The 20487-nt window shown below is 72.5% G+C and carries 20 protein-coding genes; 13 read left to right on the forward strand and 7 right to left on the reverse strand.

Annotated elements, in window-relative coordinates:
- Positions 1-31 precede the first annotated feature (31 nt).
- The 3 genes from ACFVAJ_RS09180 (at position 32) to ACFVAJ_RS09190 (ending at position 3663) form a co-directional block, all read left to right on the forward strand.
- Positions 32-1669, forward strand: a complete 1638-nt coding sequence (locus ACFVAJ_RS09180; protein WP_376943338.1) for an AAA family ATPase — start codon at positions 32-34, stop codon at positions 1667-1669.
- A gap of 77 nt (positions 1670-1746) precedes the next feature.
- On the forward strand, positions 1747-2250 hold the full coding sequence (locus ACFVAJ_RS09185; RefSeq protein WP_376943340.1) for a hypothetical protein: 504 nt from the start codon (positions 1747-1749) through the stop codon (positions 2248-2250).
- A 213-nt stretch (positions 2251-2463) separates the two neighbouring features.
- A complete protein-coding gene (locus tag ACFVAJ_RS09190; RefSeq protein WP_376943342.1) occupies positions 2464-3663 on the forward strand; it encodes an MFS transporter in 1200 nt (399 codons plus the stop codon).
- A 13-nt stretch (positions 3664-3676) separates the two neighbouring features.
- On the opposite strand, the gene ACFVAJ_RS09195 is transcribed toward ACFVAJ_RS09190, so the two are convergent.
- Positions 3677-4495 carry a shikimate 5-dehydrogenase gene (locus tag ACFVAJ_RS09195; RefSeq protein WP_376943344.1) on the reverse strand — a complete coding sequence of 273 codons (819 nt, stop codon included), beginning with the start codon at positions 4493-4495 and terminating at the stop codon, positions 3677-3679.
- A gap of 72 nt (positions 4496-4567) precedes the next feature.
- A complete protein-coding gene (locus tag ACFVAJ_RS09200) occupies positions 4568-5080 on the reverse strand; it encodes a DUF3817 domain-containing protein (protein WP_376943347.1) in 513 nt (170 codons plus the stop codon).
- Positions 5081-5184: 104 nt separating this feature from the next.
- On the opposite strand from ACFVAJ_RS09200, the gene ACFVAJ_RS09205 reads away from it, so the two are divergent.
- Positions 5185-5718 (forward strand): adenine phosphoribosyltransferase, encoded by a 534-nt coding sequence (locus ACFVAJ_RS09205; protein WP_376943349.1) that lies wholly within the window; start codon positions 5185-5187, stop codon positions 5716-5718.
- Between the two features lie 83 nt (positions 5719-5801).
- Positions 5802-6095 carry a hypothetical protein gene (locus ACFVAJ_RS09210; RefSeq protein ID WP_376943351.1) on the forward strand — a complete coding sequence of 98 codons (294 nt, stop codon included), beginning with the start codon at positions 5802-5804 and terminating at the stop codon, positions 6093-6095.
- 54 nt (positions 6096-6149) lie between these two features.
- Here the strand turns inward: ACFVAJ_RS09210 and ACFVAJ_RS09215 are convergent, their stop codons facing one another.
- Complete coding sequence (locus ACFVAJ_RS09215; protein WP_376943353.1) at positions 6150-7739, reverse strand: AMP-binding protein; 1590 nt, start codon at positions 7737-7739, stop codon at positions 6150-6152.
- 77 nt (positions 7740-7816) lie between these two features.
- Positions 7817-8515 (reverse strand): DUF1345 domain-containing protein, encoded by a 699-nt coding sequence (locus ACFVAJ_RS09220; RefSeq protein ID WP_376943355.1) that lies wholly within the window; start codon positions 8513-8515, stop codon positions 7817-7819.
- A gap of 129 nt (positions 8516-8644) precedes the next feature.
- Here ACFVAJ_RS09220 and ACFVAJ_RS09225 point away from each other — a divergent pair, with 129 nt between their 5' ends.
- The 3 genes from ACFVAJ_RS09225 (at position 8645) to ACFVAJ_RS09235 (ending at position 11014) form a co-directional block, all read left to right on the forward strand.
- A complete protein-coding gene (locus tag ACFVAJ_RS09225) occupies positions 8645-9082 on the forward strand; it encodes a Fur family transcriptional regulator (RefSeq protein WP_376943357.1) in 438 nt (145 codons plus the stop codon).
- 132 nt (positions 9083-9214) lie between these two features.
- Positions 9215-10684 (forward strand): catalase, encoded by a 1470-nt coding sequence (locus tag ACFVAJ_RS09230; RefSeq protein ID WP_376943359.1) that lies wholly within the window; start codon positions 9215-9217, stop codon positions 10682-10684.
- 93 nt (positions 10685-10777) lie between these two features.
- Positions 10778-11014: a hypothetical protein gene (locus ACFVAJ_RS09235; RefSeq protein ID WP_376943361.1), complete on the forward strand. Its 237-nt coding sequence runs from the start codon at positions 10778-10780 to the stop codon at positions 11012-11014.
- Positions 11015-11027: 13 nt separating this feature from the next.
- Here the strand turns inward: ACFVAJ_RS09235 and ACFVAJ_RS09240 are convergent, their stop codons facing one another.
- Both ACFVAJ_RS09240 and ACFVAJ_RS09245 read right to left on the reverse strand, forming a co-directional pair.
- Positions 11028-12665, reverse strand: a complete 1638-nt coding sequence (locus tag ACFVAJ_RS09240) for a glycerol-3-phosphate dehydrogenase/oxidase (protein ID WP_376943362.1) — start codon at positions 12663-12665, stop codon at positions 11028-11030.
- Positions 12632-13228, reverse strand: a complete 597-nt coding sequence (locus ACFVAJ_RS09245; protein ID WP_376943364.1) for a TetR/AcrR family transcriptional regulator — start codon at positions 13226-13228, stop codon at positions 12632-12634. Before ACFVAJ_RS09245 ends, ACFVAJ_RS09240 begins: the two co-directional genes overlap by 34 nt.
- Positions 13229-13248: 20 nt before the next feature.
- Here ACFVAJ_RS09245 and ACFVAJ_RS09250 point away from each other — a divergent pair, with 20 nt between their 5' ends.
- Genes ACFVAJ_RS09250 through ACFVAJ_RS09260 form a run of 3 tightly spaced genes read left to right on the forward strand, consistent with a single transcriptional unit; the run spans position 13249 to position 17535 of the window.
- Positions 13249-14916 (forward strand): FAD-binding oxidoreductase, encoded by a 1668-nt coding sequence (locus ACFVAJ_RS09250; RefSeq protein WP_376943366.1) that lies wholly within the window; start codon positions 13249-13251, stop codon positions 14914-14916.
- A gap of 1 nt (position 14917) precedes the next feature.
- A complete protein-coding gene (locus ACFVAJ_RS09255) occupies positions 14918-15901 on the forward strand; it encodes a diacylglycerol kinase family protein (protein ID WP_376943368.1) in 984 nt (327 codons plus the stop codon).
- The gene (locus ACFVAJ_RS09260) at positions 15898-17535 is read left to right on the forward strand and encodes a GMC oxidoreductase (protein WP_376943370.1); all 1638 of its coding nucleotides are present in this window, start codon (positions 15898-15900) and stop codon (positions 17533-17535) included. The genes ACFVAJ_RS09255 and ACFVAJ_RS09260 overlap by 4 nt, the downstream gene beginning before the upstream one ends.
- A gap of 82 nt (positions 17536-17617) precedes the next feature.
- Here the strand turns inward: ACFVAJ_RS09260 and ACFVAJ_RS09265 are convergent, their stop codons facing one another.
- Entirely contained in the window at positions 17618-18163 is a 546-nt protein-coding gene (locus tag ACFVAJ_RS09265; RefSeq protein WP_376943372.1) for an OsmC family protein, read from the reverse strand.
- A 144-nt stretch (positions 18164-18307) separates the two neighbouring features.
- Between ACFVAJ_RS09265 and ACFVAJ_RS09270 the strand changes: the two genes are divergently transcribed.
- Positions 18308-19027 carry a flavodoxin family protein gene (locus ACFVAJ_RS09270; protein WP_376943374.1) on the forward strand — a complete coding sequence of 240 codons (720 nt, stop codon included), beginning with the start codon at positions 18308-18310 and terminating at the stop codon, positions 19025-19027.
- Positions 19028-19242: 215 nt separating this feature from the next.
- The gene (locus ACFVAJ_RS09275; protein ID WP_376943376.1) at positions 19243-20391 is read left to right on the forward strand and encodes a M14 family zinc carboxypeptidase; all 1149 of its coding nucleotides are present in this window, start codon (positions 19243-19245) and stop codon (positions 20389-20391) included.
- Positions 20392-20487: the final 96 nt, after the last annotated feature.

Raw genomic sequence — 20487 nt, forward strand, 5'->3', positions numbered from 1 at the left:
AGCGGGGTTCGGTCGGAAGAACGGATGACGCATGGCTGCACGACCGGGTGGTTCGATCTCGTTCGCCGCGCCGACGAGCTACTACTTCGGCGGACACCGGTTCGAACCGTCGACGGGGCTCCTGGTGAGCGGCGGCGTCGAGCAGCGGCTCAGGCCGAAGACGGCCGCGGTGCTCGCGATGCTGCTCGCGCGGGACGGGGAGCTCGTGACGAAGGCCGACCTCGTCGACGGGGTCTGGGACGGCTCGACCGGCGATGAGTCCCTCGCGGTCTGCGTGGCCGAACTGCGCCGCGCGCTCGGCGAGCACCCGCAGGATGCGAGGTGCATCGCGACGCTGCATCGGCGCGGCTACCGCATCATCACGCCGGTCGCGACCGCGCCGCATCACCTCGACGATCCGTCGATGCAGCCCGTCGGGCGCGAGCGCGAACTCGCCGAGCTCGCGGAGTGGTGGGCGCGGGCGTGCACCGGAACCCGCGTGTTCGGATTCGTGGCGGGGGAGGCCGGCTCCGGCAAGTCCGCGCTCGTCCACGGCTTCCTGGGCCGGCTCCGTGCGGGCGCGCACTTCGCCCTCGGCGAGGGGCGCTGCGTCGACGGCGTCGGCGGCGAGCCGTACCTGCCCTTCCTCGACGCGTTCGCGGCCGTCTGCCACGGGCCGAACGGAGCGCGGTTCCGCGAGATCCTCTGGGAGACCGCGCCGAACTGGCTGCTGCTGCTGCCGGGGCTCGTGCGCTCCGACGCGGTCGCGGAGCTCCGCCTCCGCGCGGCCGAACCGTCGCCGGCGCGCATGCTGCGCGAGGCCGCGGACGCACTCGATGCGATGTCGGCCGTCGCACCGGTGCTCCTCGTCGTCGAGGACGTCCATGCGGGCGATCCTGCGAGCCTCGAACTCCTCGCACACCTCGCGCAGCGACCGACGAGTGCCAGGCTCCTGGTGCTGGCGAGCTACCGCCCCGACGGCGAGCGGGGTCGAGTCCACCGGCTCGGCGAGGTCGTCGGGGCGCTCAGCGCGCTTCGGCGCTGCGAGCTCCTCGAGCTCGCGCCGCTCGACGCTGCGGCCGTCGCGCTGCTCCTCGCGGCTCGGGTCCCCGCCGGAGTGCCGTCGACCGGGTTGGTCGACGAGGTGCTCGCACGGACCGAGGGCAACGCGCTCTTCGTCACCGCGCTCATCGACCGGCTGGTCGCCGACGGCCTGATGCCCGACGGCGCCGGCGTGCTGCACACCGCGGTGCCCGTCGACCGGGTCGAGATCCCCGTGGAGGCGCGCCGGGTCATCGCCGGGACGGTCGCCCGCCTCGACCCGGCCGACCGGGAGCTCCTCACGATCGCCGCAGCCGCCGGCATCGAGTTCGGCGTCGACGAGGTCGTCGCCGGCCTCGCGGCGTTCGCGAACGGGTCGCGGGTCGAGGTCGTGCCCGACCCCGATGCGGTCGCGCGCGAGCTCATGCGCCTCGCCGAGCAGACCGGCCTGCTGGCGGAGGTGGAGCCGACGGCACAGCGCGACGGGAGCCTCGGCATGCGGTTCCGCTTCACCCATGGCCTCGAGCGGGACGCCCTGCACGAGGGCCTCCGCGGCGCCCGTCGCGTCGCCGTCCATCGCGCGATCGGCGACCTGCTCGAGGCGGCGGCCGTGCAGCGGCTCCGAGTGCCTTCGCGCTCCTCGACCTAGGCTCCGCGGGCACGTCGAGTCGCGAGTAGAGTCCGATCCGAGCACCGACCCCGTTCGTCTGGCCGAGGGGAGCCGCGATGAGCACCATCCGCACGCCGGTTCAGCGGGTCCTGTCGACCTTCCGCACCGAGCACGCGATCCACGGCACGGTGCTCGTGAGCGCCGTCATCGCCGTCGGCTGGAACGACGACACCGACCTCGAGGTGCTGCTCTTCGTGCTCGGCTCGGTCGGCGTCTTCTGGCTCGCGCACGTGTACTCGGGCATCCTCGCACGCGAGGGCGACCGTGAACCGCGACTCCGCGCCGTCGTCGTCGCGGCCCGCCGGTCGATGAGCCACACGACCGGGCTCATCGCCTCGATGGTGCTGCCGCTGACCTTCCTCCTGCTCGCCGTCGTCGGGGTGCTCGACGAGTACGTGGCCTACTACGCGGCTCTCTGGGTCGGCGTCGCGGTGCTCGCGGTGCTCGGGTACGCGGCCTCGGCCCGCCGCGGCAGCCCGTGGTACCTGCGCCTGCTGAGCGCCGTGATCACGTCGAGCCTCGGGCTGCTCATCATCTGGTTGAGCTCGCTCGTGCGCTGATCGCGTCGACCGTGCCCCGAGCGTCGTCCCGAGCCCGCACCCTCCCGGAGCTCGCCCCTCGCGCAGGGTCCCTCCCGTAGAATGGACGACGGTCGGCGCATTCTCGTCGGCCCTGGGCGCGCACATCAGCGCGCAGTCGACCCGCCGCCGGCACTCGCGAAGCCTCGCACGCCGCCGCTCCGCGGGGTACGCCATCCGCTGCTGGATCCTTCTATGACCTCGTCGATTCCCACGGTGCATCCTGCGCCGCCGTTCCCGTGGCTCGGGCTCACCGTGCTCGCGTCCGCCGTCTTCCTCTCGGTCACGATCGAGATGCTCCCGACGGGCCTCCTCCCCGACATGAGCCGCGAGCTCGGCGTGGGCGAGCCCCTCATCGGCCTCCTCGTCACCGTGTTCGCGGCGACCGTGGTCGTCCTGACCGTGCCGCTCGCCGCGCTCACCCGCCGGGTCGGTCGTCGGCGGCTCATCGTCATCACCCTCGTGCTGCTGGCCGTGAGCTGCGTGCTCAGCGCGATCGCGCCGAACTACCCGACGGTCGTCGCCACGCGCGTGCTCGGCGGTGCGGCGCACGGGCTCTTCTGGGCGGTCGTCGGCGCCTACGCCGGCCACCTCGTGCCCAAGGAGCAGCTCGCCCGCGCCGTCTCCATCTCGGTCGCGGGCGGTTCTGCGGCGTTCGTGCTGGGCGTGCCGCTCAGCACGGCGCTCGGGCAGGCACTCGGCTGGCGGTTCGCGTTCGCCGCCATGGGCGGCCTCACGCTGCTCGGCGCCGTGCTGGTCTGGCGGTTCCTGCCCCCGGTGCGTCACCACGCGGGCGAGGCGGATGCCGCGCCGGTGCGCGTGCGCAAGGACCCGACCTTCGTGCCGGTGATCGTCGTCTGCCTCATCACGGCCGTGACCATGATCGGCATGTACACCTTCTACACGTACATCGCGCCCTACATGACCGACGTCATGGGCCTGCCGTCGAGCGCGATCAGCCCCATGCTGCTCGCCTACGGCATCGCCGGCGCGGTGGGGCTCGTGCTCGCCGGCGCCGTGCTCGGACGCCGGCCGACGGTCGGCCTCGTCGTCGCGATGGTCGCCACCGGACTCGGCGCGGCCGGGCTCGCGGCGTTCCCCGAGGTGCCCGTGGTGTCGATCGCGAGCTTCCTGCTGTTCGGCACGGCGTTCGGGGCATTGCCGACGATGCTCAACACCCGCCTGCTGCACTCGGCGTCCGCGAAGATCCGCGACGCGGCGGCGTCGTTCTACACGACGGCGTTCAACACGGGCATCGGCGGCGGCGCGCTGCTCGGCGCGGCCCTCTACGGCGTGATCGGGCTGTCGGCGCTGCCGTGGGTGTTCGTGGGCCTGCTCTCGTGCGCGACCGCGGCCCTCGTGTGGACCGCGCTCGTCAACCGCGTTCGCCGCTGACGCGGGGGACGGCCTACTCCGCCCGCGAGAACGCGGCCGCCCGGGCGATCTGCTCGGGCGTGATCGACACCCCGGTGTAGCGCTCGAACTGCCGGGCCGCCTGCAGGGCGTGCACCTCGGCGCCGGTGATGACGGTCTTGCCCGCGGCGCGCGCGGCGAGGATGAGCGGCGTCTCCGCGGGGAACGCGACCACGTCGAAGACCACGGATGCCGCGGCGATGTGCTCGTCCGAGAAGGAGAGCGCCGAGGCATCCGCCCCCTGCATGCCGAGGGGGGTCACGTTGACGATCAGGTCGGCCGAACCCGGGGCGGGGTCGTCGGCGATCCAGGCATAGCCGTACTGCTCGGCCAGCGCCGAGCCGAGTGCGGCGTTGCGGGCGAGCACGGTGAGGTGCTCGAAGCCCGCGTCGCGGAAGGCGGCGACGACGGCCTTCGCCATGCCGCCCGACCCGCGCACGAGCACCCGCAGCTCGGGGTCGAGCTCGTTGTCGGCGATGAGCTGGGCGATCGCCTCGAAGTCGGTGTTCGACCCGGTCAGCACACCGCCGTCGTTGACGATCGTGTTGACCGACTCGATCGCCGCGGCCGAGGGCTCGACGACGTCGATGAGGGGGATGACCGCCTCCTTGAACGGCATCGAGACGGAGCATCCGCGCAGCCCGAGCGCCCGGATGCCGCGCACGGCGCCCTCGATGTCGTCGGTCGTGAACGCCTTGTAGACGAAGTTCAGGCCGAGCTCGTCGTAGAGGAAGTTGTGGAACCTCGTGCCGAGGTTCGACGGGCGTCCGGCGAGCGAGATGCAGAGCTGCATGTCCTTGTTGAGGATGGGCATGCGTCCATCATCCTCTTCGCGGCGCCGGTCTCGAGACGCCTCGCTCCTCGACCGCCCGCATTCGCCGCAGGGTCAGCCGATCTTGGGCGGTCCGATCATGAGCAGCGCCGCGAAGAGCGCCGCGATGCCGACGACCGCGAGCACGGTCAGCAGCAGGGGCCGGGCGAGGAACCAGCGCAGCAGGCGGTTGACCCAGTTGCCGTCGGCCGGGTGGTCGGTGGCCTCGAACCGCCAGTCGCCCTCGAGGTGGCCCTTGCGCACGAGCCACAGGTCGAACGGCACGGTGGCGTAGGGCACGATCGCGGTCAGCACGGCGAAGGCGATGCGGCCGACGTTCCAGCGCTGGTTGACGCCGACGAGCACCGACTGGAACGCGTAGGCGAGGAACACGAATCCGTGGATCGATCCGCCGACGAGCACCGCCCACTCGATGCCGGCCGCGTACTTGAGGATCATCGCGACGATCAGGATCGTCCAGGTGACGGCCTCGGCGAAGGCGAGCGCGCGGTACAGGCCCTTCGGGGTCAGCCGGCTCGCCGGGGCGGTGACGGCGGGGGTCGCGGTCGTGGTGGGGGAGGTGGTCATCTCGGTCGGGCTCCAGTGGTCGGGATGCTTCCATCGTGTCAAACCCGGATGTGCGCGACATCCGTCGAAGGTTTGAACTCAGGCCGGGCGGCTAATCTGTCACGGTGAACGCGCAAGACACCCGTGCCCTCGTCGAGTCCCGGCTCGCCGTCATCCCCGACTTCCCCGAGCCCGGGGTGCTCTTCCGCGACCTCACGCCCGTGTTCGCCGACGGCGAGGCCTTCCATGCGCTCGCCGAGTCGCTGACGGCCCCGTTCGCGGGCCGGTTCGACGTGCTCGCCGGGGTCGAGGCGCGCGGGTTCCTGCTCGCGGCGGCCGCCTCGGTCGCGGCCGGGGTCGGCGTGCTGCCCATCCGCAAGGCGGGCAAGCTGCCGCGCGCCGTGCTCACCGAGGAGTACGCGCTCGAGTACGGCACCGCGGCGCTCGAGGTGCACGAGGGCGAACTGGCGCCCGGCACCCGCGTGCTCATCGTCGACGACGTGCTCGCGACGGGCGGCACGGTCGGCGCAGCGGCCCGACTCGTCGAGCGGGCCGGCTGGCAGGTGGCCGGCGTCTCGGTCGCGATCGAACTCGAGGGGCTCGGCGGCCGAGCCGCGCTGCCCGACTCGTTCGAAACGTACAGCCTGCTGCAGTACTGAGCCGATCGCCCCGGGCTCCGGTCGCCTCGTGCGGTCCGTCGGCACGGTCGGTACGGTGGCCTCATCGGAACGAGGAGGTCCTGATGGATGCGACGCCGAAGCGAACGCTGTGGTGGGGGATCGGCTTGGCGGGCGGGGGCGCCCTCCTGCTCGTGCTCATCCCGAGCGTGGTCTCCGCCGTGTTCCCGGCGCTCGACGGAGTCGGCCAGACCTTCTTCGATGCGCTCAACGTCGTGGTGAACCTCGTGCAGCAGTTCGCGATCCCGCTCGGCAGCGCGCTCATCGCGGCGGCGATCGTCATGCAGCACCTCGGGGGTCGTCGGGTCGGCACCGTGCTCGCCGAGGTGCCGCAGGCCGGGGCCGACCGGGCAGACTGAATCGGCGTCGCGGCGTCGCGGCGTCGCGCATTGAGGCGGCCCGGGCGGTGAGGCTCAGGCGCGTGCCGACTCCCGCGCCCGCAGGTCCTTCCGCAGGATCTTGCCCGACGCCGACTTGGGCACCTGCTCGATGAACTCGACGACGCGCACCTTCTCGTGCGGGGCGACGTGCTCGGCGACGTGCGCCATCACGGCGTCGCCGTCGAGCTCGGCGCCCGTCTGCAGCACGACGAAGGCCTTCGGCACCTCCTGGCCGTCGGCGTCGTTCACGCCGATGACGGCGGCGTCGGCGATCGACGGGTGCTCGAGCAGCACCGCCTCGAGCACGGCCGGCGCGACCTGGTAGCCCTTGTACTTGATCAGCTCCTTCAGGCGGTCGACGATGCGGAAGACCCCGTCGGCCGTCACCGTCGCGACGTCGCCCGTGTGCAGCCAGCCGTCGGCGTCGAGCATCTCGGCCGTCGCGTCGGGCCGGTTGAGGTACCCCGCCATGACCTGCGGCCCGCGGATGAGCAGCTCGCCCGGCGCGCTCGCCTCGTCGCCCGCCGGCACCGCGACGTCCTGCCCGGACTCGTCGAGCAGCCGCGCCTCCGTGTTCGCGAGCAGCAGGCCGATCGTCGACCGGTCGAGGTCGTCGCGGTCGATCGGGATGACGTGCGTGACGGGGCTCGTCTCGGTCATGCCGTAGCCCTGGCAGACGATGCAGCCGAGCCGTTTCGCGACGAGTTCGGCGAGCGCCCCGTCGAGCGGGGCGGCGCCCGAGAACACGACCTTCACGCTCGAGAGGTCGTACTGGTCGACGAGGGGATGCTTCGCGAGCGCCACCGCGATCGGCGGCGCGATGAACACCCAGCTCGCCCGGTGCTCGCTCACCACCCGCAGGAACTCGGTGAGGTCGAACCTCGGCATCGTGACGAGCGCGGCGCGCTGGCGCAGCGCGAAGTTGAGCAGCACCGTCATGCCGTAGATGTGGAAGAACGGCAGCACGGCGAGCACGCGGTCGCCGTCGGTGAGCGAGATCGTCTCACGGCACTGCGCGACGTTCGCGACGAGGTTGCGATGGGTGAGCATGACGCCCTTCGGCCGCCCCGTCGTGCCGGAGGAGTACGGCAGCACGGCGAGGTGCGTCGCCGGGTCGAAGCTCACCTCGGGCGCGAGGCGCCCCTCGCCGAGCAGCTCGGCGAGCGAGGGATGCCCCGGCGCGCCGTCGAGCACGATGATCTGCTCGCTCGGGATGCCGAGCCCCGTCGCCGCGGCGGCCGCGCCCGGCAGCAGCGGGCTCACCGTCACGATCCAGCGTGCACCCGCGTCGGCGAGCTGGTTCGAGATCTCGTCGGGGGTGTAGAGCGAGTTGATCGTGGTCGCCGTGGCACCCGCCTTGAGGATGCCGTGGAACACCGTCGCGAAGGCCGGCACGTTCGGGCAGAGCACGCCGACGACGTCGCCGACGCCGATGCCGCGCGCCGCGAGCGCGCCCGCGAAGAGGCCGATGTGGGCGATGAGCTGCCGGTAGCTCGTCGTCTGCCCGTTCGACCCGTCGATGATCGCGATCTCGTCGAGCCGCGACTCGTCGAGCGCTCCGAAGAGGTAGTCGTACACGGGGACATCCGGAATGACGACGTCGGGCCGGGCGCTCGAAACCATGCGATCTCCTTCGATCAACGGGTGGCACCCATCATGCCGCGCCGGGGGGCCTTGGCGACAGTGGCGAGCGAGGCGGTTCAGTCGATCAGCGCCGGGTCGACCTGGATGCCGGTGATGGTGTTGATCGCGAGCACGATGATGAGCGCGTTGAAGAAGAAGCTGAGGGTCGTGTGCCAGACGACGCTCCACCGCATGCGGGTGGTCGTGACGACGACGTCGGAGACCGAGAAGTTCGTGGCGTTGGTGAAGGCGAAGTACACGAAGTCGATGAGCGTGGGCTCGGGGGTGCGCGGGAACTCGAGCGGGGCCCGACCCTCCGCGGAGTGCTGGCGCGAGTAGTAGATGCGCGCCCAGCCCCAGTGGAACAGGCACCAGGCGACGAGCATGGCCCACACTGCGAACAGCTCGACGAACGGACCCCACTCGGGGTCGTTGCGCAGCACGATGAGCTCGATCGCGGCGAACACGCCGACGGTGCTCGACGAGAACATGAGCACGCTCGCGACCGTGCGCATCACGGGGTGCGCGAGGAACCGGCGGGTGCGCCGGCGCCCCGCGAGCCGTGGACGGCGCACCGCGAGGTTGAGCGCGAGCATCGTGGCGCCGAGATAGGCGGTGCCGATGAGGCACCAGGCGACGAGCGCATCGACGTTCTCGTCGTCGACGATGAACCAGATGCCGAGCGTCACGAGGCCGAGCTGGACGGCGAGCCCGATCGACTCGGCGACGATCGCGACGACGTCGTGCGCGCGCTCGTCGGTGGATGGCTTCGTCACGGTCCCTCCCGTCCGCGCGGCCTGCGATGCCCTCAGCATGCCAGAGGGCTCGGCGGGAACGTCGGCACGAGTCGTCCGACTCGCCGCAGTTGATTTGAATGATTCAAAACAACTCGCTACGGTCGAAGCATGGACACCGCGACCGAGCACGACGCCGCCGCGCGCATCCGCGCCGCCGGCCTCAAGGTGACCGCGCCGCGGCTCGCCGTGCTCGAGGCGCTCTCGGGCCACGGCCACCTCGACGCCGAGACGGTCTTCGAGCGGGTGCGCGGCGAGCTGCCGACGACCTCGCTGCAGGCCGTCTACGGCGTGCTCGCGGCGCTCTCGGGCGCGGGTCTGCTGCGCCGCATCGAACCCGCCGGGTCGCCCGCGCTCTACGAGGGCCGCACGGGCGACAACCACCATCACCTCGTGTGCACGAAGTGCCACACGGTCGCCGACGTCGACTGCGTCGTCGGCCAGCCTCCCTGCCTCGAGCCGGGCGACGCCGGCGGCTTCGCGATCCACACCGCCGAGGTCACCTTCTGGGGCCTCTGCGCCGTCTGCCTCTCGGAGCCGCCGGCCTAGCCCGCGGCATCCGACTCATCCGCTTCCGCCGGCCCTACCCGGCGGAAGGCGAGCGCGCCCTCATCGGGGCGCTCGTCGTCGCGCCCCGGCGCGGCATCGTCACCCGCCCGCCACCGAACGAAGGACGAACGCATGACGAACCACACCACCACCCAGACCGGCACCCCGGTCGCGAGCGACGCGCACTCGCTCACCGTCGGCGCCGACGGCGCCACGGTGCTGCACGACCGCTACCTCGTCGAGAAGCTCGCGCAGTTCAACCGCGAGCGCATCCCGGAGCGCATCGTGCACGCGAAGGGCGGCGGCGCGTTCGGTCGCTTCGAGGTCACGGCGGATGTCTCGCGCTACACCCGTGCGGCGCTCTTCCAGCCCGGGGCGAGCGTCGAGACCCTGCTGCGCTTCTCGTCGGTCGCCGGCGAGCAGGGCTCGCCCGACACCTGGCGCGACGTGCGCGGCTTCTCGCTGAAGTTCTACACGCCCGAGGGCAACTACGACCTCGTCGGCAACAACACCCCGGTGTTCTTCATCCGCGACGGCATCAAGTTCCCCGACTTCATCCACTCGCAGAAGCGCCTGCCGGGCTCGGGCCTCCGCGACGCCGACATGCAGTGGGACTTCTGGACCCTCTCGCCCGAGTCGGCGCACCAGGTGACCTACCTCATGGGCGACCGCGGCCTGCCGACGTCGTGGCGCGAGATGCAGGGATACGGCTCGCACACGTACCAGTGGATCAACGCCGAGGGCGAGCGGTTCTGGGTGAAGTACCACTTCCGTTCGCGCCAGGGCGACCTGCACCTCGACGCCGCCGAGGCCGAGGCGATCGCCGGCGCCGACGCCGACTACTACCGTCGCGACCTCCACGAGGCGATCGAGCGCGGCGACTTCCCGCAGTGGGACGTCTTCGTGCAGGTCATGCCGTACGAGGAGGCGAAGACCTACCGCTTCAACCCCTTCGACCTCACGAAGGTGTGGCCGCACGCCGACTACCCGCTCATCGAGGTGGGTGTGCTCACGCTCGACCGCAACCCGCAGAACTTCTTCGCCGAGATCGAGCAGGCGGCGTTCTCGCCGGCGAACACGGTGCCGGGCATCGGCATCAGCCCCGACAAGATGCTGATGGCGCGGGTGTTCAGCTACCCCGACGCGCAGCGATACCGGGTCGGCACGAACTACAACCAGCTGCCGGTGAACGCCCCGCACGCCGCGCCCGTCGCGAACTACTCGCAGGACGGCGCGCAGCGCCACCACTACAACGCGCCGTCGGTGCCGGTGTACGCGCCGAACTCCTTCGGCGGGCCGACCGCTTCGGCCGAGGCCGCGGGCGAGGGCTCGTGGGAGGGCGACGGCGAGCTCGTGCGCACCGCGTACACGCTGCGCGCCGACGACAGCGACTTCGGTCAGGCGGGCACCCTCTACCGCGAGGTCTACTCGGCCGAGGCGAAGCAGCGCCTGCAGGCGACCCTGCTCGGCCAGGCGCAGGCGATCACGGTCGACGAGATCCGCGAGCGCTTCTTCCAGTACTGGACGAACGTCGACGCCGAGCTCGGCGCCGTGCTGCGCGCGGCCTTCGCGGTCGCGGCCGAGGACGGTGCGGCGGCGTAACCCGCGTCACCGCGAACACGACGGCGGATGCCTCGGGGTCGGCCCCGGGGCATCCGCCTCGCTCGTTCGTGGCGGAGACCATATGCTGCTCGCGTGCCCGACCGCAGTCGACCGTTCCCGACCCGTGGAGGCGTCGGCGATCTGATCACCGGTGCGGCTCTTGTCGCCGGCAGCATCGCGGCGTCAGTCATCCTCGATCCGAACCCCTCATTCTTCTTGGCGTTCACGGTCGGGGTGATCAGCGGCCTGGTCGGGGTCGGCAAGCTCGTTCAGGCGCGGAACGACCGGCGGCGTGAATCCGCCGATTCCGCCGACGACGGAGCGGCCTGACGGGAGCGGCGGCTCAGTCGAGCCGGGCCAGCGACGCAGCCACGAGTTCGGCCACGGCGTCGTGCGCGCGCTCGCGGTCGGCGGTCACGAGGCCGATGCGGGTGCGGCGGTCGAGCACGTCGTCGACGTCGAGCGCGCCCTCGGCGCGCACCGCGAACTCGATCTCGGCGCGGGTCACGTCGAGGCCCTCGGCGATCTGCGAGGCCGGGCCGGCACAGCGCGCGAGACCGAGCACGGTGGATGCCTCGGCGCCGAAGCGGGCCGTGAGCGAGGCGGGCGGCTCGTGGTCGACGGGCGCAGAGCCGGCGCCGTCCGCGCCCGCACCGGCGAAGGCCGCCGCCGAGCCGGGCGCGCCGACGAGCGCGAGCCCGGCCGTGCGGCACCCGGGATCGTCGAGGCCCGCGTGCCGGCACGCGAGGTCGACGGCGTCGCGGGCCATCGCCCGGTAGGTCGTGAGCTTGCCGCCGAGCACGTTGACGACGCCCGAGCCCGAGACGGCGACGTGGTGCCGGCGCGAGATGTCGGCGGTCGAGCCGTCGCCGCCCGTGTCGATGAGGGGGCGCAGCCCCGCGAAGGCACCGAGCACGTCGCCCCGGCCGAGGGGGCGCTCGAGCGCCGAGGAGACGGTGCGCAGCAGGAAGTCGATCTCGTCGTCCACGGGCTGCGGGATGTCGGGGACCGGGCCCGGGGCATCCTCGTCGGTGAGGCCGACGACCACCCGGCCGAGCTGCTGCGGCAGGGCGAAGACGAAGCGGCTGATGGAGCCGGGGTGGGGCACGGTGAGCGCCGCTGTCGGGTTGCCGAGTGCGGCCGCGTCGAGCACGAGGTGCGTGCCACGGCTCGGGCGCATGCGGATGCCGGGGTCGATCTCGCCGGCCCAGACGCCCGCCGCGTTCACGACGACGCGCGCGCGGACCCGCAGTGAGCCGCCGCCCAGCGCGTCGGTGAGGGTCGCACCATGGCCGTCGGCACCGCTGACCCGCACCCGGGTCAGCACCGTCGCGCCGTTGGCGGCGGCCGTGCGGGCGAGGGCGACGACGAGCCGGGCGTCGTCGACGAGCTGGCCGTCGTGGGCGAGCACGCCGCCGCGCAGGCCCTCGCGGCGCAGGGCGGGTGCGAGGCGCAGCGCCTCGTCGCGGCCGATGCGCCGCGGGTGCGCGAGCACCGAGGCCGGGGTGCGGGCGAGCATGCGCAGCCCGTCGCCGAGGCCCATGCCGAGCCCGCCGACGACGCGCTGCTTCGTCGACACGGAGGGGACGAAGGGCAGCAGCTGCGGCAGGCTCCGCACGAGGTGCGGGGCGATGCGGGTCATCAGCAGGTGCCGCTCGTCGGCGCTCTCGCGGGCGACGGCGACGTCGCCGGTGGCGAGGTAGCGGAGCCCGCCGTGCACGAGCTTCGAGCTCCAGCGGCTCGTGCCGAAGGCGAGGTCGTGGGCTTCGGCGAGCACGACCGAGAGACCGCGGCTCGCGGCGTCGAGCGCGACGCCCGCGCCCGTGACGCCGCCGCCGATGACGAGCACGTCGACCGGCTCGGTGCGGGCGGCGAGGGCGTCGAGCTCGAGCGAGCGACGTGCCGAGTTCAGGGCGGAGGAGTGCGCCGGGGTCGTCGTGGGGGAGTTCAGGGGCGCAGATGCCCGTCGAGTGCGTGCCAAAGTTCGCTGCTCCAATGCGGCTCGTCGATGAGGGTGGAGACGGTGTTGTGCGAGAGGATCGCCGACTGCGCGATGAGCAGGAGCATCACCGCGAGATCGTTCGGATTGCCGGCGCGCACCGTGCCGCCGCGCTGGGCGTTCTGGATCGCCGCGGCGATCCACTGCAGGATGACCCGCTGGCTCGAGCCGATGCGCTGCAGGGTGTAGCGGGTGAACACCTCGGGCTCGCGTTCGAGCAGGCGCCCGTAGAGCGGGTCGGTGCGGAACAGTTCGGAGAAGCGCAGCACGTCGCGCACGATCTCGTCGCGCGACTGCGCGGGCTCGGGGAACTGCGCGATGAGCGAGACGGTCTGGCGGTGCAGCACGGCACGCACGATCTCGTCGGCGCTCGACCAGCGGCGGTACACGGTCGGCCGGCTCACTCCGGCGTCGCGGGCGACCTCGGCGACGGTGACGCCGCCGACGCCGCGTGCGGCGATGAGTGCGGCGGCCGCGTCGAGCATGCGCGTCTCGGCGTCGCTCCACGCGGGGCGGTCGAGCTCGAGTGCTTGACGATCTTCCATGATGTGTCACACTGTAACGCATGGTCGACGAAGACGGCACCGCCCCCACCGCCACGACGCCGGGCGACGAGACATCCGCCCCGATGCGCTGGAACGGCTGGGGAGATCCCGCCAAGGCGAAGGAGCTGCCGCTCGCCGTGCGCACCCTGCTGCCGATGATGCTCGGCCGCGTGCCCAAGCCCGCACCTGCTGCCGCGCTCGACGAGGTTGCACTCGAGGCCACTCGACTCGGCGCCGACGACCGCGCCGCGCTCGCCGCGATCGTCGGCGACGCCCACCTCGCCGTCGACGCCGAGGCTCGCCTGCGCCACGCGGGCGGCAAGTCGACCCCCGACCTGCTGCGCCGCCGTGCGCCGCAGCAGGATGCGCCCGACGCCGTCGTCTCGCCCGCAGACCACGCACAGGTGCTCGCGGTGCTGCGGCTCGCGAGCGAACGGGGCATCGCGGTCGTGCCCTTCGGCGGCGGCACGAGCGTCGTCGGCGGGCTCGACCCCGAGCGCGGCGCGCACCACGCGGTCATCGCCCTCGACCTGCGCCGCCTCACCGGGCTCGTCTCGCTCGACGAGACGAGCGGCGAGGCCGTGCTCGGCGCCGGCACCACCGGACCCGAGGCCGAGCAGCTGCTCGGCGCCCACGGCTTCGAGCTCGGGCACTTCCCGCAGAGCTTCCGCTACGCGACCCTCGGCGGCTTCGCCGCCGCCCGTTCCTCGGGGCAGAACTCGGCCGGCAACGGTCGCTTCGACGCGATGGTCACCGGACTGCGCGTCGCGACGCCGACCGGTGAACTCGACCTCGGCCGGGCGCCCGGCTCGGCCGCCGGCCCCGACCTGCTGCGCCTCTTCCTCGGCTCCGAGGGCGCCTTCGGCGTCATCACCGAGGTACGGCTGCGCGTGCACCCGGTGCCCGCCGTGCGCCTCGCCGAGGCGTGGACCTTCCCCGACTTCGCCACCGGCGCCGCGGCGCTGCGTCGCGTCGCGCAGCTCGGCACCGGGCCCACCGTCATCCGCCTCTCGGACGAGGCCGAGACCGGCGTCTCGCTCGCCCAGGTCGGCCGCATCGGCAAGGCCCTCGCGAAGGGCGCGAGCGCGATCACCGTGTTCGAGGGCGAGGCCGAGCTCGCCGCCGACCGGCACGCCCGCACCGCGCAGGTGCTGCGCGAGGCCGGCGGCACCTCGGCCGGCCCCGCCGCCGCCGAGGAATGGGTGCACGGCCGCTTCAACGCCCCGTACCTGCGCGATGCGCTGCTCGACCACGGTGTGTTCTGCGAGACCCTCGAGACGGCGACGACCTGGTCGAACCTCGAGCGGCTGAAGCGCGAGGTCACCGCCGCGATCTCCGACGGCTTCGCCGCGTGGGGCGCGAAGTCGCTCGTGCTCTGCCACGTCTCGCACGTCTACCCGACGGGCGCCGCCCTCTACTTCACGATCCTCGCCGGTGTGAAGGGCGAGCAGCTCACCGAGTGGGAACCCGTGAAGGCCGCGGTGAACGACGCGATCATCGCGGGCGGCGGCACGATCAGCCACCACCACGGCGTCGGCCGCGACCACGCCCCGTGGCTCGAGCGCGAGATCGGGCCGGTCGGGGTGCGCCTGCTGCGCGCCGTGAAGGCCGAGCTCGACCCGGCCGGCATCATGAACCCGGGAGCGCTCGTCGCGACGGGCGAACCCTCCGAAGCCGGGAGCCGCTGACATGACCGGGCACATCGTGGTGCTCGTGAACCCGAGCTCGGGCCGCGGCCGCGGTGCCGAGGCCGCGCAGCGCGCCGTCGCCCGGCTCCGCGAACTCGAGGCGCACGGCGCGCACGCCGCCGAGCTCCGCGTGCTCTCGGGCGACTCGGTCGACGACACCCGCCGGCTCGCCGGTGAGGCGGTCGCCTCGAAGCCGCGCGCGCTCGTCATCGTGGGCGGCGACGGCACCCTCTCCTCGGTGCTCGACGCCGTCGTCGGATCGGGAGTGCCGATCGCGCTCGTCCCCGCGGGCACCGGCAACGACCTCGCCCGCGCGCTCGGCCTGCCTTTCGACGCAGCCGACGCCGCGGCGGCCGCAGCCGAACTCGCCGTGCACGGCACGCCCCGCGCGATCGACGTCGGCGAGGTCGAGTCGGCGACGGGAACGAGGCGATTCCTCACCGTCGCGGCACTCGGCTTCGACGCGCACGTCAGCGAGCGCACGAACCGGCTGCGCTGGCCGAGCGGGCGTGCCCGCTACTACCTGGCCCTCGTCATCGAGCTCGCGCGCCTGCGCCCGATGCCCTTCGAGTACGGCCTCGACGGGCAGGCGCTCCGCGTGGCGCCGGGCACCCTGATCGCCGTCGGCAGCACGCGCAGCTACGGCGGCGGCATGCCGGTGTGCCCGGCCGCGGTGCCCGACGACGGGCTGCTCGACGTCACGCACGTCGGCCCGCTCGGTCGGGCGAAGCTCGCCCGGCTCTTCCCGCTGCTGCTGCGCGGCGCCCACGTCGAGCGGCCCGAGGTCGCGACCGCGCAGGCGAAGCTCGTCGAGGTGGATGCCCCGGGGCTCGTCGTCTACGCCGACGGCGAGCGCGTCGGTTCGGGGCGGGCGACGATCCGGGTGGTGCCTGGCGCGCTCACCGTGCTCGTGCCCGCCGCCAGCGGCCCCGCCACGATCGATACCGCCGTCGCCGCAGAGGCCGGACGCGAGGCATCCGCATGACCGCCTTCGACCACGACGTCGTCATCGTCGGCTCGGGCTTCGGCGGCTCGGTCGCGGCCCTCCGGCTCGCGTCGAAGGGCTACGGGGTGCACGTGTACGAGGCGGGGCGGCGCTTCGCCGACGCCGACTTCGCGAAGACCTCGTGGAATCTCCGGCGGTACCTCTGGGCGCCCGCGATCGGGTGCTACGGGGTCCAGCGCATCCACAAGCTGCCGCACGTCATGATCCTCGCCGGGGCCGGCGTCGGCGGCGGATCGCTGAACTACGCGAACACCCTCTACGAGCCGGGGCCGGCGTTCTTCGCCGACCCGCAGTGGGGCGCGCTCGCCGACTGGCAGGGCGAGCTCGCGCCGCACTACGCGACGGCGAAGCGCATGCTCGGCGTCGTGCCGCAGTACCCGCACGACGGGCCGGTCGAACGCATCATGGCCGGTGCCGCGAACGACCTCGGCGTCGGCGACACCTTCCGGCGGGCGCCCGTCGGCGTGTTCTTCGGCAAGCCGGGTGAGACCGTACCCGACCCGTTCTTCGGCGGCGAGGGCCCCGACCGCACCGGGTGCACGCTCTGCGGCAACTGCATGGTCGGCTGCCGCGTCGGCGCGAAGAACACGCTCGCGAAGAACTACCTGCCGCTCGCCGAACGCCTCGGCGCGACGATCGAGCCGCTGCGCACCGTCACCGAGGTGCGGGCGCTCGACGGCGGCGGGTACGCCGTGACGACCGAGCGCAGCGGGGCCAAGCTGCGCCGCGAGCGTCGCACCGTCACCGCCGAGCAGGTGGTGTTCGCCGCCGGCACCTGGGGCACGCAGCAGCTCCTGCACCGCATGAAGGACTCGGGCGCGCTGCCCGGCCTCTCCGACGCGCTCGGCCGGCTCACCCGCACGAACTCCGAGGCGCTCGACGGCGCCGTCGCCGTGTCGGTGCCCGAGGAGCTCGGCCTCGCGCGCGGCGTCGCCATCACGACCTCGTTCCACGTCGACGAGCGCACGCACGTCGAGAACGTCCGCTACGGCCCGGGGTCGAACCTCATGGGCGCCCTCGCGACCGGGCTCGTGCCCGGCGGCCGCCCCCTGCACGTGCGGCTCGGCGCCCTCCTCGGCGGTGCGCTGCGGCATCCGATCACGACCCTGCGACTGAGCTCGCTGCGTCGGTGGAGCGAACGCGGCATCATCGCCCTCGTCATGCAGACCGCCGACAACTCGCTCACGCTCTCGCTGAAGCGTCGGCTCGGGCGGCGGGTGCTCACGAGCGCCCAGGGGGAGGGCGAGCCGAACCCGAGCCACCTGCCCGGCGCGCACCTCGCGGCGCAGGCCATCGCCGCGCGCATGCAGTCGGCCGGCGGGGTGCCCGCCGAGGCGCGCGGTTCGTGGCCCGAGGTGTTCGGCATCCCGCTGACGGCGCACTTCCTCGGCGGGGCGGTCGTCTCGGGCTCGCCCGAGCACGGCGTCGTCGACCCGTACCACCGCGTCTGGGGCCACCCGGGGCTGCACGTCGTCGACGGGGCCGCGATGCCCGCGAACCCCGGCGTCAACCCCTCGCTCACCATCACGGCGATGGCCGAGCGGGCGCTGTCGTACTGGCCGCGGCGCAGCGCGGCCGACGCCCGGCCTGCGCAGGAGGAGCTGCTCGTCTGACGCCGCTTCCGCAGGAGATCTGGGCTCGCACGCTCGGAGGGAGCGTCTCAGCGCAGATCTCCTGCAGACGCGCGCGGGGCGATCAGCCCAGCGTGACCGTCGTCGGCACCGGGTTCTGGAAGAGGTCGAGCACGGGGCAGTGCGCGTCGACCGCGGCCTGCAGCTCGGCGTAGCGCTCGGCCGATTCGGGCCCGCGCAGCTTCACGTTCAGTCGCACCGCCGAGAATCCGGCACGACCCGACTCGTCGATGCCGAAGAGCTTCCGCACGTCGAGGTCGCCTTCCGCGTCGATCTCGACGTCGTCGAGCACGATGCCGAGCGCCTGCGCGTAGAGCCGGTAGACGACGACCTGGCACGAGATCAGGGCGCCGAGCGCGAACTCGACGGGGCTCGCAGCGAGGTCGTCGCCCGCGAGCGCGTCGGGCTCGTCGACGAGGAAGCGGTGCCTTCCCGCGGTGATCTCGGTCGCGACCGAGCCCGTGCCCCGGCCCGACACCCGGTAGCTCAGTTGCGCCGAGCTCGGGGCCGAGGCGATGCGCTCGCTCCATGCGGTGCCGGCGGCGGTGAGGCGTGCGGCCCGCTCGGCGGCGAGGTCGGCGGTCGTGGGGGAATCGTCGATGAGGGTCATGTCCGGAGCGTAGGGTCGGGTGCCGCCCCGTCGCGAACCGCCCCGGTCACACCCCGTCATCGGGTGTCGCACGACGCAACGGGGCGGGCTCGCGGCATCCGCAACCCCTGTCGGCGCGACCGCGCCGCGAGTACCATCGCGCGCATGGCCGAGCTGCCGGATTTCTCAGACCTCCGCGCCCTCTTCGTCAACTGCACGCTGAAGCGAAGTCCCGAGGTGAGCCACACGCAGGGCCTCATCGATGCGAGCGTCGCGCTGATGCGCGAGCACCGGGTGCAGGTCGACGACCTGCGGTTCGTCGACCTGGACGTCGCGACCGGCGTCTATCCCGACATGCGCGAGCACGGATGGCCCGCCGACGACTGGCCCGACGAGGTCTGGCCGCGCGTCGCGGCCGCCGACATCCTCGTGGTGGGCGGCCCGATCTGGCTCGGCGACAACTCCTCGATCACGAAGAAGTTCATCGAGCGGCTCTACGCGATGAGCGGCGAGGTGAACGACCAAGGGCAGTACGTCTACTACGGCAAGGTCGGCGGCGCGATCATCACCGGGAACGAAGACGGCATCAAGCACTGCGCGCAGAACATCCTCTACAGCCTGCAGCACATCGGCTACTCGATCCCGCCGGGCGCCGACGCCGGATGGATCGGCGAGGCGGGCCCGGGCCCGAGCTATCTCGACCCGGGTTCGGGCGGGCCCGAGAACGACTTCACCAACCGCAACACGACGTTCATGACGTACAACCTGCTGCATCTCGCGCGCCTGCTGAAGGACGCGGGCGGCTTTCCCGTCGGCGGCAACGTCCGTTCCGAGTGGGACCGCGGCGAGCATTTCGGCTTCGAGGCGAACCCCGAGTACCGCTGAGCGCCGTCCAGCGTACCGGCTGCCCGGGGCCGGCGGGAGGGCCCGCGCGAAGCAGGGACGAACGGGTGCAGATCGTTGAACAATCTGGACGCCCGTCTCTTGAGAAGCGGTGACGGCGCTCCATAGGCTGCCCATACGTCTCGGGGGAAGCGGTTGCACCGACTCCCTCGGATTCGTGTCGCAGAAGCGCCATGCCCATCTCGAAGAGGAGAAGTATGACCAACGGCTCGAAGTCCCAACCGCGCACCCGACGCACGATCACGCTCGCCGCCACGGCAGCGCTCGCGCTCGCCGCCCCGCTCACCGCGGGGTCCCCCGCCCTCGCCGACGCGAACTTCCCGTCGCCGAACGGCAACACCAACCTCTCGAGCATGCTCGACTACGCCGACCTCGTGGCCGAACTCGAGAAGCTCGAGAAGACCTCGCGCTTCGGGCTCGACGCCTTCACGCTCGCCGAGGCGGGCACGGCGGTGAACACCTCCGAGACGGGCCGCGACCTCTACGTCGCGACCGTGGGCAACGGGCCCGAGGCCGTCTGGCTTCAGGGTCGGATCCACGGCAACGAGCCCTACGGCACCGACTCGCTCCTCGCCGTGCTGAAGGAGCTCGGCACCAACGGCTCGCCCGAGTGGAAGCTGCTGCGCGAGAGCTACACCTTCCACGTCATCCCGATGTACAACCCCGACGGCTCCGAGCTGAACATCCGCCACACGGTGCTGCAGGACGGCACCGAGAAGCGGATCGACCTCAACCGCGACTGGGGCGTCGGCAAGTTCGAGGCCGCCGAGTCGGAGGGCTACTACGAGTACTGGACGATGGTCGACCCGGCGTTCGCCGTCGACGTCCACCACCAGGGACTCAAGACCGAGCGCGGCGACGGCGACGAGGTCACCCTCTCGCTCGGCGTCTCGCTGGCGCCGGGCGGTCCGACGCTGCCGGGCATCCAGGGCGGTGCCTACGACGTGCTCACCCGTCAGATGCAGGTGCACGTCTACGACGAGCTCTCGAAGTACGGCTTCATCAACATCGACCGCTACGACGTCGGACGCGGCATCGAGATCGACATCAAGGGGGGCGTCGTCTCGGCGATGATGCTCGGGCTGAACCACGACGGTCTCAACCCCGAGGGCCACAGCAACCCGGCGATCTTCTTCGAGACGAGCGGGAACACGAGCGACGGCAGCCTCGGCCAGAAGGCGCGCGGAAAGTCGATCAAGCAGAACGTGCTCGCGCTCCAGGAGCTGCTCGTCGGCATGGCGACCGGTGAGGTGCAGCAGGAGGACCCGGCCCGTTGGGACGAGATCCCGCACGCGCCGGTGACCGCGTACCAGACCGACTCCGGGGTGATCCCGGCGTCCTTCTGACGCAGCGCGTCTCCGACGCATGATCCGGCGGCGGCCGGTCCCTCGGGACCGGCCGCCGTTCGCCGGTCCCTCGGGACCGGCCGCCGTTCGCGTGCG

The sequence above is a fragment of the Agromyces sp. NPDC057679 genome, from assembly GCF_042799635.1.
Lineage (GTDB): Bacteria > Actinomycetota > Actinomycetes > Actinomycetales > Microbacteriaceae > Agromyces.

Coding starts and splice junctions, on each gene's coding strand:
- ACFVAJ_RS09195 (WP_376943344.1), bottom strand. CDS start 4,495: ATGCCCATCCTCAACAAGGACATGCAGCTCTGCATCTCGCTCGCCGGA.
- ACFVAJ_RS09190 (WP_376943342.1), top strand. CDS start 2,464: ATGACCTCGTCGATTCCCACGGTGCATCCTGCGCCGCCGTTCCCGTGG.
- ACFVAJ_RS09250 (WP_376943366.1), top strand. CDS start 13,249: ATGGTCGACGAAGACGGCACCGCCCCCACCGCCACGACGCCGGGCGAC.
- ACFVAJ_RS09210 (WP_376943351.1), top strand. CDS start 5,802: ATGGATGCGACGCCGAAGCGAACGCTGTGGTGGGGGATCGGCTTGGCG.
- ACFVAJ_RS09215 (WP_376943353.1), bottom strand. CDS start 7,739: ATGGTTTCGAGCGCCCGGCCCGACGTCGTCATTCCGGATGTCCCCGTG.
- ACFVAJ_RS09185 (WP_376943340.1), top strand. CDS start 1,747: ATGAGCACCATCCGCACGCCGGTTCAGCGGGTCCTGTCGACCTTCCGC.
- ACFVAJ_RS09270 (WP_376943374.1), top strand. CDS start 18,308: ATGGCCGAGCTGCCGGATTTCTCAGACCTCCGCGCCCTCTTCGTCAAC.
- ACFVAJ_RS09265 (WP_376943372.1), bottom strand. CDS start 18,163: ATGACCCTCATCGACGATTCCCCCACGACCGCCGACCTCGCCGCCGAG.
- ACFVAJ_RS09255 (WP_376943368.1), top strand. CDS start 14,918: ATGACCGGGCACATCGTGGTGCTCGTGAACCCGAGCTCGGGCCGCGGC.
- ACFVAJ_RS09245 (WP_376943364.1), bottom strand. CDS start 13,228: ATGGAAGATCGTCAAGCACTCGAGCTCGACCGCCCCGCGTGGAGCGAC.
- ACFVAJ_RS09200 (WP_376943347.1), bottom strand. CDS start 5,080: ATGACCACCTCCCCCACCACGACCGCGACCCCCGCCGTCACCGCCCCG.
- ACFVAJ_RS09180 (WP_376943338.1), top strand. CDS start 32: ATGGCTGCACGACCGGGTGGTTCGATCTCGTTCGCCGCGCCGACGAGC.
- ACFVAJ_RS09260 (WP_376943370.1), top strand. CDS start 15,898: ATGACCGCCTTCGACCACGACGTCGTCATCGTCGGCTCGGGCTTCGGC.
- ACFVAJ_RS09230 (WP_376943359.1), top strand. CDS start 9,215: ATGACGAACCACACCACCACCCAGACCGGCACCCCGGTCGCGAGCGAC.
- ACFVAJ_RS09275 (WP_376943376.1), top strand. CDS start 19,243: ATGACCAACGGCTCGAAGTCCCAACCGCGCACCCGACGCACGATCACG.
- ACFVAJ_RS09225 (WP_376943357.1), top strand. CDS start 8,645: ATGGACACCGCGACCGAGCACGACGCCGCCGCGCGCATCCGCGCCGCC.